The organism is Stenotrophomonas sp. 3diitr2024, from assembly GCF_042136455.1.
Taxonomy (GTDB): Bacteria; Pseudomonadota; Gammaproteobacteria; order Xanthomonadales; family Xanthomonadaceae; genus Stenotrophomonas; species Stenotrophomonas sepilia.
In genome coordinates this window covers 1-8,738 of the sequence record NZ_JBHHMJ010000411.1, presented here as the reverse complement: position 1 = coordinate 8,738, position 8,738 = coordinate 1, and the positions used below count along the sequence as shown (strand labels likewise).

The window sequence follows — 8,738 nt, the reverse complement described above, 5'->3', positions numbered from 1 at the left end:
GAGCCCATGCTCGGCTGTGTCGGGGCGTGAGAAGAAGCAGCCGAGCGTGGGCTCGGCTCTACAGCCAACGGATCTGGCCGTCGATGACCGGCTGCACCTGGCCGCCGATCCACACCGTGCCCTGCGCGTCGACCTGCACCTGGACGCGGCCATCGCGGCCCACTTCGCGGCCCTGGCTGGCCACGTAGCGGCCTTCGCCGCCGGGCAGGGCATCGCGCTGCCGCAGCCAGGCGCCGATCAGCGCATTGGCGCTGCCAGTGACCGGGTCCTCGGGCACGCTGGGGGCATCGGCGGGGCAGAACGCACGCACCACGCGGGCATGGCCGGCGCCGGCTTCGTCGGCGAACACCGCCACGCCGGTGGCATCGGTGGCAAGGCTCCAGTCGGCCAGCGCGGCCATGTCCGGCAGCAGGCTGCGCACGGCGTCGGCATCGCGCAGTGGCAGCAGCCACCAGCGTGCGCCGTTGTCCCAGAGTTCGGGCACCTGCCCGTCGGCAGCGAGCGCCAACAGCGCGGCGGGCGCTCCGTCTGCCTCCGTGTCCAGTTGCCGTGCCGGCGGGCTGGCCAGCTGGATCTCCAGTGCCTCGGCCGGGCCGCTCACCCGTACTGGCAGCACCCCTGCCGCGCATTGCTGCAGCAGGGCGCCGTCGCGCGGTTGGGCCAGGCCGCAGGTCACCGCCGCCCAGGCGGCGCCGACGCTGGGGTGGCCGGCGAAGGCCAGCTCACGGGTCGGGGTGAAGATGCGGATGTGGTAGTCGGCGCCGGGCGCGGTGGGGCGCAGGAAGAACACCGTCTCGGACAGGTTCAGCCAGGCGGCCAGGGCCTGCATCTGGCTGCTGGAGAGCGCGTCGGCGTCCAGGATGGCGCCCAGTGGATTGCCGGTTCCGGGGCGGGGGGCGAAGACGTCGAGCTGCAGGTAACGGAGGACGGCCATCTACGGGGATATTGCGCTTAGAATCAAAGGTTCCGCCCCCGAGGGCGGCTTCCCCACATTCTACATAGCCAATCCATGTCAGCTTCCCCCCTTGTCGATCGTTGGATCGTACTGAAGTTCGGCGGCACTTCGGTGTCGCGTCGTCACCGCTGGGACACGATCGGGAAGCTGGCGAAAAAACGCGCGGAAGAGACCGGATCGCGCGTGCTGGTGGTGGTATCGGCGCTGTCCGGGGTCACCAACGAACTGACCGCGATCGCTGATGGCGCGCCGGACAGCGGTGATCGCGTGGCAGCGCTTGTCGAGCGCCATGAGGGCTTCCTGGCCGAACTCGGCCTGGGCCGCGAGGTGCTGGCCGAACGGCTGGCGGCGCTGCAGGGCCTGCTCGACGATGCGCGGGCGGCCACCCGTCCGCTGGATTGGCAGGCCGAAGTGCTGGGCCAGGGCGAGCTGCTGTCCTCCACCCTGGGCGCGGCCTATCTGCGCGACTCGGGCCTGGACATGGGCTGGATGGACGCCCGCCAGTGGCTGGACGCGATGCCGCCGCAGCCGAACCAGAGCGACTGGTCGCAGCGCCTGTCGGTGAACTGCCAGTGGCGCGCAGACGCGGAGTGGATGCAGCGCTTCCGCGCGCAGCCGACCCGCCTGCTGATCACCCAGGGCTTCATTTCGCGGCATGCCGATGGCGGTACCGCCATCCTTGGCCGTGGTGGCTCGGATACCTCGGCGGCGTACTTCGGTGCGCTGCTCGGCGCCAGCCGGGTGGAGATCTGGACCGATGTGCCGGGCATGTTCAGCGCCAATCCGAAGGACGTGCCAGACGCGCGCCTGCTGACCCGCCTGGACTATTACGAGGCGCAGGAAATCGCCACCACCGGCGCCAAGGTGCTGCACCCGCGCTCGATCAAGCCGTGCCGCGATGCCGGCGTGCCGATGGCCATCCTCGATACCGAGCGCCCGGAACTGCCGGGCACCAGCATCGATGGCAGCGCCGCACCGGTGCCGGGGGTGAAGGCGATCAGCCGCCGCAATGGCATCGTGCTGGTGTCGATGGAAGGCATCGGCATGTGGCAGCAGGTCGGCTTCCTGGCCGATGTGTTCAACCTGTTCAAGAAGCACGGCCTGTCGGTGGATCTGATCGGTTCGGCCGAGACCAACGTCACCGTGTCGCTGGACCCGTCAGAGAACCTGGTCAACACCGATGTGCTGGCCGCGCTGTCGGCCGACCTGTCGCAGATCTGCAAGGTGAAGGTGATCGTGCCGTGCGCGGCGATCACCCTGGTGGGCCGCGGCATGCGGTCGCTGCTGCACAAGCTGTCGGACGTGTGGGCCACCTTCGGCCGCGAGCGCGTGCACATGATCTCGCAGTCGTCCAACGACCTGAACCTGACCTTCGTCATCGACGAGGCCGATGCCGATGGCCTGCTGCCGATCCTGCACGCAGAGCTGATCGACAGCGGCGCGATGCCGGTGGAGGAGACCGAAGTGTTCGGCCCGCGCTGGCGCGAGATTGCCGGCACCGTGCGCCCGCGCGGCACGCCGTGGTGGCGCGGCCAGCGTGCGCACCTGCTGCAGCTGGCCGATGCCGGTACGCCGCGCTACGTCTACCACCTGCCGACGGTGCGCGCCCGCGCCCGTGCACTGGCCGCAATCAAGCCGATCGACCAGCGCTACTACGCGATCAAGGCCAACAGCCACCCGGCCATCCTGCAGCTGCTGGAAGCCGAAGGCTTCGGCCTGGAGTGCGTGTCGCACGGCGAGCTGAAGCATGTGTTCCAGCACCTGCCGGAACTGTCGCCCAAGCGCGTGCTGTTCACCCCCAGCTTCTGCCCGCGCAGCGAGTACGAGGCGGCGTTTGCGCTGGGCGTGACCGTGACCGTCGACAACGTGGAAGCGCTGCAGCGCTGGCCGGACCTGTTCCGTAACCGCGAGCTGTGGCTGCGCGTCGATCTGGGCCGGGGTGAGGGCCACCACGCCAAGGTCCGTACCGGTGGCAAGGAGTCCAAGTTCGGCCTGCCGATCGCCCGCGTCGACGAGTTCGTGCGCGCGGCCACCGAACTGGGCAGCCGCGTGGTGGGCCTGCATGCGCACCTGGGCAGCGGCGTGGAAACCGCGCAGCACTGGCGGCTGATGTGCGATGAGCTGGCCGGTTTCGCCCGCCGCATCGGCAGCGTGCAGACCATCGATATCGGTGGCGGCCTGCCGATTCCGTACAGCGATGAAGACGAACCCTTCGACCTGGACGCCTGGGCCGAGGGCCTGGCCGAGGTCAAGGCGCTGCACCCGGCATTCCGCCTGGCGATCGAGCCGGGCCGCTACCTGGTGGCCGAATCGGGCGTGCTGCTGACCCATGCCACCCAGGTGGTGGAAAAGGACGGCGTGCGCCGTGTCGGCCTGGACGCCGGCATGAACGCACTGATGCGCCCGGCGCTGTACGACGCCTGGCATGACATCGAGAATCTCAGCCGCCAGGGCGGTTATGCCGAAGCGGCGTTCGATGTGGTCGGGCCGATCTGTGAATCCAGCGATGTGTTCGGCAAGCGCCGCAAGCTGCCGGTGTCCACTGCGCCGGACGACGTGATGCTGATCGCCGATGCCGGTGCCTACGGCTATGTGATGGCCAACACCTACAACCAGCGGATGCTGCCGCGCGAAGACGTGATCGAATGACCACCGCGCGCGCCCTGCACCCGCCCACCGACACGCCCCGCGCCCTCGCGCGGGCCCGTGCCTGACCGGATACACCATGACTGCTTTCGACAAACACCAGGTTTCCCGCTTCCGCTTCGTCCACTGCGACTTCGCAGCGGATACCGGCGTGGCCCGGCTGGTCTATGCCTTCGACGACGGCCCGGAGATGGTGGAGACCATCACTGTGCCGGGTGCCCCGTTCGTGCTGGACGAGGCGCGCGCCGCTGCCGTGAAGCGTGCGCTGCAGCTGCTGCACCTGATTGCCGGCGTCAGCTACTACAAGGCCGGCGTACCGGATACGGTCAGCATCGACAGTTACAGCATCGATGCCGATACCGCCGCACTGGTTGAGACCATTTACCTCAATGGCCTGGGCGAATTCGCCTACCGTAACGGCCTGAACCTGCGCGGCCGCTTCCGGTTGCCGGTGCAGGGCGAGGCCGTGCAGGCGCCGGCGCTGGGCCTGCAGCCGCACGCACTGGTGGCCATCGGCGGCGGCAAGGATTCGCTGGTCAGCATCGAAGCGCTGCGCCGTGCCGGCGTGGACGAGACCGTGACCTGGATCGGTGGCTCGCAGCTGATCCGTGCGTGCGCCGAGCGCACCGGCCTGCCGACATTGAACCTGGGCCGCACGCTGGCACCGGAACTGTTCGAGTTGAACCGCCAGGGTGCCTGGAACGGCCATATCCCGGTGACGGTGGTGAACTCGGCAATCATGGTGCTGGCCGCCCTGCTGCACGGCGTGGACCAGGTCGTGTTCTCCAACGAGCGTTCGGCCAGCTACGGCAGCCAGATTCCGGGCACCGGCGAAGTGAACCACCAGTGGTCCAAGGGCTGGGCCTGCGAGCAGGCGTTCGGCAGCCATGTGCGGAAGTACGTGGCGGCGGATCTGCAGTACTACTCGCTGCTGCGACCGATGTCCGAGCTGGCGGTGGCCCGCCAGTTCGCCAAGACTGATTTCTACGACGCGCACTTCTCCAGCTGCAACCGCAATTTCCACATCCTCGGCGAGCGCCCGGTGAACCGCTGGTGTGGCGTCTGCCCGAAGTGCCATTTCGTGTTCCTGGCGCTGGCCCCGTTCATGCCCAAGACGCGCCTGGTGCGCATCTTCGGCCGCAACCTGCTGGACGATGCCGAGCAGGCCGGTGGCTTCGATGCGCTGCTGGAATTCCAGGACCACAAGCCGTTCGAGTGCGTGGGTGAAGGCCGCGAATCGCGTGCGGCGATGGCGACGCTGGCGCAGCGCCCGGAGTGGAAGGAAGACGTGCTGGTGAAGCGCTTCTGCAACGAGATCCAGCCGCAGCTGGATGCCGCCGAACTGGAACTGGCGCCGCTGCTGCAACTGCAGGGCGAGCACCGCGTTCCGGCTGCGCTGTGGGAACGGGTGCGTGAAGATTTCGAAGCTTGAAGGAAAGCGCGTCGCGCTGTGGGGCTGGGGCCGCGAGGGCCGCGCCGCGTTTGCGGTGCTGCGTGAGCGCCTGCCCACGCTGCCGCTGAGCCTGTTCTGCCCGGCGGCCGAAGTCGGGGCCGCACGCGTGGAAACACAGGGCGCGCTGGACGTGCGTGGCGAGCCTTCTGCCGAAGCGCTGGCCGCGTTCGACGTGGTGATCAAATCGCCCGGGATCAGTCCCTATCAGCCGATCGCGCTGGCGGCGGCAGCGCAGGGCACCACCTTCATCGGCGGCACTGCGCTGTGGTTCGCCGAGCATGCGGCTGACGATGGCATCGTGCACGACACCGTGTGCGTGACCGGCACCAAGGGCAAGAGCACCACCACCGCGCTGGTCGCGCACCTGTTGCGCGCGGCCGGCCACCGCACCGGACTGGTCGGCAACATCGGGCTGCCGCTGCTGGAGGTGCTGGACCCGCAGCCGGCGCCCGAGTACTGGGCCGTCGAGCTGTCCAGCTACCAGACCGGTGAAGTGGCGCGCAGTGGCGCCCACCCGCAGGTGGCAGTGGTGCTGAACCTGTTCCCGGAACACCTGGACTGGCACGGCAGCGAACGGCGTTACATCGAAGACAAGCTGCGGCTGGTGACGGAAGCCGCGCCGCGCATTGCCGTGCTCAATGCGGCCGATCCGCACCTGGCGGCACTGTCGCTGCCCGATAGTGAGGTGGTCTGGTTCAACCAGCCGCAGGGCTGGCATATGCGGGGCGACATCGTGCATCGCGGCGAACAGGCGGTGTTCGATACCCGCAACACGCCGCTGCCGGGACGCCACAACCGCGGCAATCTGTGCGCGGTGCTGGCTGCACTGGAAGCGCTGGGCCTGGATGCCGTGGCGCTGGCACCGTCAGTGCAGGATTTCCGCCCGCTGCCGAACCGCCTGCAGCGCATCGGCGTGGCCGATGGCCTGACCTACGTCAATGATTCGATCAGCACCACGCCGCATGCCAGCCTGGCCGCGCTGGAGTGCTTTGCTGGGCAGCGCATCGCGCTGCTGGTGGGCGGGCACGACCGTGGCCTGGATTGGACCGACTTCATGCAGCACATGGCGCACGATGTGCCGCCGGTGGAGATCGTGACCATGGGCAGCAACGGCCCGCGCATCCACGCGATGCTGCAGCCGCTGGCCGATGCCGGCCGCTTCGGCCTGCACGCTGCGGGCGATCTTGCCGAGGCGATGGCGTTGGCGCGCACGGCGCTGGGCGCGCAGGGCGGGGTGGTGCTGCTGTCGCCGGGTGCGCCGAGCTTTGGTGCTTACCGCGACTACGTGGCGCGTGGCCGCCATTTCGCCGAACTGGCCGGATTCGATCCGGACAGCATCAGCGCGATTCCGGGGTTGGGCATCGCCTGATCCGCCGGATCGGGGTCGGATCCCTTTCCTCAGGAAAGGGCTCTGACCCCGGCGAGTCACCATGGGCGCATCCCCGGACGGACCCGGATAGCCGCGTGTGCACCTTCATTACCCTGTTCCTGCCCGCATCCTTATCGCACATTGAAGCCGCCGCGATCATGCAGCGCAGTGGCCGGCGCCTGTTTGCGCAGGATTCGCCCAGCCTGCAGTCAGCGGTGGGCCCGGATTGGCAGCCGTGGCTGAGTGCCGCGCACTGCGATTGCGGCACGTCGCTGGCCTCGGCGCAGGCGGTTCGTGAGTGGAACGGCGATGCCGAACGCTGGCGCAGGAAGGGCTGGAGCGAAGCGAAGATCGCGCGCGCGTTGGCGGCGCAGTTGGCGCGGCATGAACAGGATCAGCAGGCACGCCGCGATGAAGCCCTGGACGATGCCGGCCAGTGGTTGCAGCGTACCGACGCGCTGTTGCAGGCTGGGGCCGCGCGCATCGGCCTGCTGGTGCGCGACTATGACGGTTCGGTGGGTGGCCGGCAGCCGAAGCCGCCGGAACGGCGCTGGTCGCGGGATCAGCTGGCCGCAGCGGATCTGTTGGCGCTCATGCCGGGCACGTTGCATTGGATCGAGCGCGGGTAGTGCCGGCCGCTGGCCTGCAACCTGCGGAGAAATTCACCCACGCATGGCGTGGCTCTACTGTAGAGCCGAGCCCACGCTCGGCTGCCTTCATTCGTCTTCATCGATGAACGCGTAATCGCCATCGATCAGCTGCTGCAGATACACATCGAAGCTCCGCGCAATGACCGCATAGCTGTCCGGATCGTGCAGGTAGCGCACCACCTGGCCGACGGTGCCGCCTGGCGCGGGATCGAAATCCAGGTACAGCATCGACGTGCCACCGTTGTTCATGCAGTGCGAGAAACACAGCCGGCGGTTCATCGGCAGATCCGCGTCGATGCCCTCGCCGAGAATCTCCGGTTCCTCATCCAGCCACTCTTCGTAGATGGAACGGATGCTGTCGTCCCATCGCTGTTGGTCCTCGAAGATCTGCGCGACCGATCGCAGGTAGTACGGGTAGCCACCGTCCTCCACGTCCGAGCCGAGCATCAGTACGCAGACCTTGCCGCCGGGGTACTCCCGGTAGTGGGTGCCATCCACGCGCGATAGGAGTTCCACCAGGCTGTCCGGCACCTGCGGCCACTGCACACGCAGGCGCTGCAGGTCTTCAGCGCTGGCGCCCTGCACGTGGACCCACTGCGGGGCATCCTCGGCAGGCAAACGCGGGATCAGGCCAGACAGAAAGCGATCAACAAGATTCATGCGAAAAAAGGGGACGGAGGGGATTAAGTCGTATCCAACCACACCTGCGTCACGCCGCCAATGCAGAATGCGACGCAGGAGGGGCGAATACGGCTTAATCCCCTCCGTCCCCTTTTTCTTGCGGAGCAGGCGCATGAATCGTTGGCGATGCGGTGTGGCGATGATGCTGGGGCTGGCGGCGATGCCAGCGTGGGCGGCGATGAAGACGCAGCCGGTGGAGTGGAAACACCAGGGCACGACCTTCAGTGGCGTGCTGGTCTACGACGATGGCGAGCATGACCAGCGCCCCGGCCTGGTGATGGTGCCGAACTGGAAGGGTGTGAACGAGTCGGCAGTCGAGAAGGCCAAGCAGCTGGCCGGTGATGACTACGTGGTGCTGGTGGCCGATGTCTATGGCAAGGACGTGCGGCCGAAGAGTGATGCGGAGGCGGGGCCGGCGGCCAGCAAGCTGCGCAATGACCGGCCGCTGCTTCGTGCGCGTGCACTGGAAGCGGTGAACGTGCTCAAGGCGCAGGCCGGCAAGGTGCCGCTGGATGCCAGCCGGATCGGTGCGGTCGGTTTCTGTTTCGGTGGCACCACGGTGCTGGAGCTGGCCCGGGCCGGTGCGCCGCTGGCCGCTGTGGTCAGCCTGCACGGTGGGTTGGGTTCGCCCTTGCCGGCGCAGGCCGGTGGCACCCATCCGTCCGTGCTGGTGCTCAATGGGGCCGATGACAAGAGCGTGACCGCCGAGGACATCGCCGCTTTCCAGAAGGAAATGGACGCGGCGAAGGTCGATTGGGAGTTCACCAACTACAGCGGTGCGGTGCACTGCTTCGCCGAGCGCGACGCCAACAGCCCGCCGGGCTGCCAGTACAACGAGCGGGCGGCAAAGCGCGCGTGGAAGGCGCTGGATGAGTTCTTCGAGGAGCGCTTCGAGAAACGTTGATTCGTGCAGTGGTAGTGCCGGCCGCTGGCCGGCAACCTCATGATGCTGCGGATGTCATCGGGAATGCCGGCCAGCGGCCG

At 68.0% G+C, this 8,738-nt stretch carries 7 protein-coding genes; 5 read left to right on the top strand and 2 right to left on the bottom strand.

Annotated features, from left to right (window positions below; all coding sequences use genetic code 11):
• Positions 1-58: 58 nt before the first annotated feature.
• Positions 59-934, bottom strand: coding sequence for a PhzF family phenazine biosynthesis protein (locus ABGA94_RS10300; RefSeq protein ID WP_375367209.1), 876 nt, complete (start codon positions 932-934; stop codon positions 59-61).
• A 75-nt stretch (positions 935-1,009) separates the two neighbouring features.
• Between ABGA94_RS10300 and ABGA94_RS10295 the strand changes: the two genes are divergently transcribed.
• From ABGA94_RS10295 to ABGA94_RS10280, 4 genes are all read left to right on the top strand, one after another.
• Entirely contained in the window at positions 1,010-3,604 is a 2,595-nt protein-coding gene (locus ABGA94_RS10295) for a bifunctional aspartate kinase/diaminopimelate decarboxylase (protein WP_005415611.1), read from the top strand.
• Between the two features lie 76 nt (positions 3,605-3,680).
• Complete coding sequence (gene murL / locus ABGA94_RS10290) at positions 3,681-5,033, top strand: UDP-N-acetyl-alpha-D-muramoyl-L-alanyl-L-glutamate epimerase (protein ID WP_375367207.1); 1,353 nt, start codon at positions 3,681-3,683, stop codon at positions 5,031-5,033.
• Complete coding sequence (murD, locus tag ABGA94_RS10285) at positions 5,014-6,423, top strand: UDP-N-acetylmuramoyl-L-alanine--D-glutamate ligase (protein ID WP_065185851.1); 1,410 nt, start codon at positions 5,014-5,016, stop codon at positions 6,421-6,423. The genes murL and murD overlap by 20 nt, the downstream gene beginning before the upstream one ends.
• A 95-nt stretch (positions 6,424-6,518) precedes the next feature.
• Positions 6,519-7,052 carry a hypothetical protein gene (locus ABGA94_RS10280; RefSeq protein ID WP_375367205.1) on the top strand — a complete coding sequence of 178 codons (534 nt, stop codon included), beginning with the start codon at positions 6,519-6,521 and terminating at the stop codon, positions 7,050-7,052.
• A gap of 87 nt (positions 7,053-7,139) precedes the next feature.
• On the opposite strand, the gene ABGA94_RS10275 is transcribed toward ABGA94_RS10280, so the two are convergent.
• Positions 7,140-7,733 carry an SMI1/KNR4 family protein gene (locus ABGA94_RS10275; RefSeq protein ID WP_032953996.1) on the bottom strand — a complete coding sequence of 198 codons (594 nt, stop codon included), beginning with the start codon at positions 7,731-7,733 and terminating at the stop codon, positions 7,140-7,142.
• 133 nt (positions 7,734-7,866) lie between these two features.
• Between ABGA94_RS10275 and ABGA94_RS10270 the strand changes: the two genes are divergently transcribed.
• Entirely contained in the window at positions 7,867-8,658 is a 792-nt protein-coding gene (locus ABGA94_RS10270) for a dienelactone hydrolase family protein (RefSeq protein ID WP_375367203.1), read from the top strand.
• The last annotated feature ends 80 nt before the right edge of the window (positions 8,659-8,738 follow it).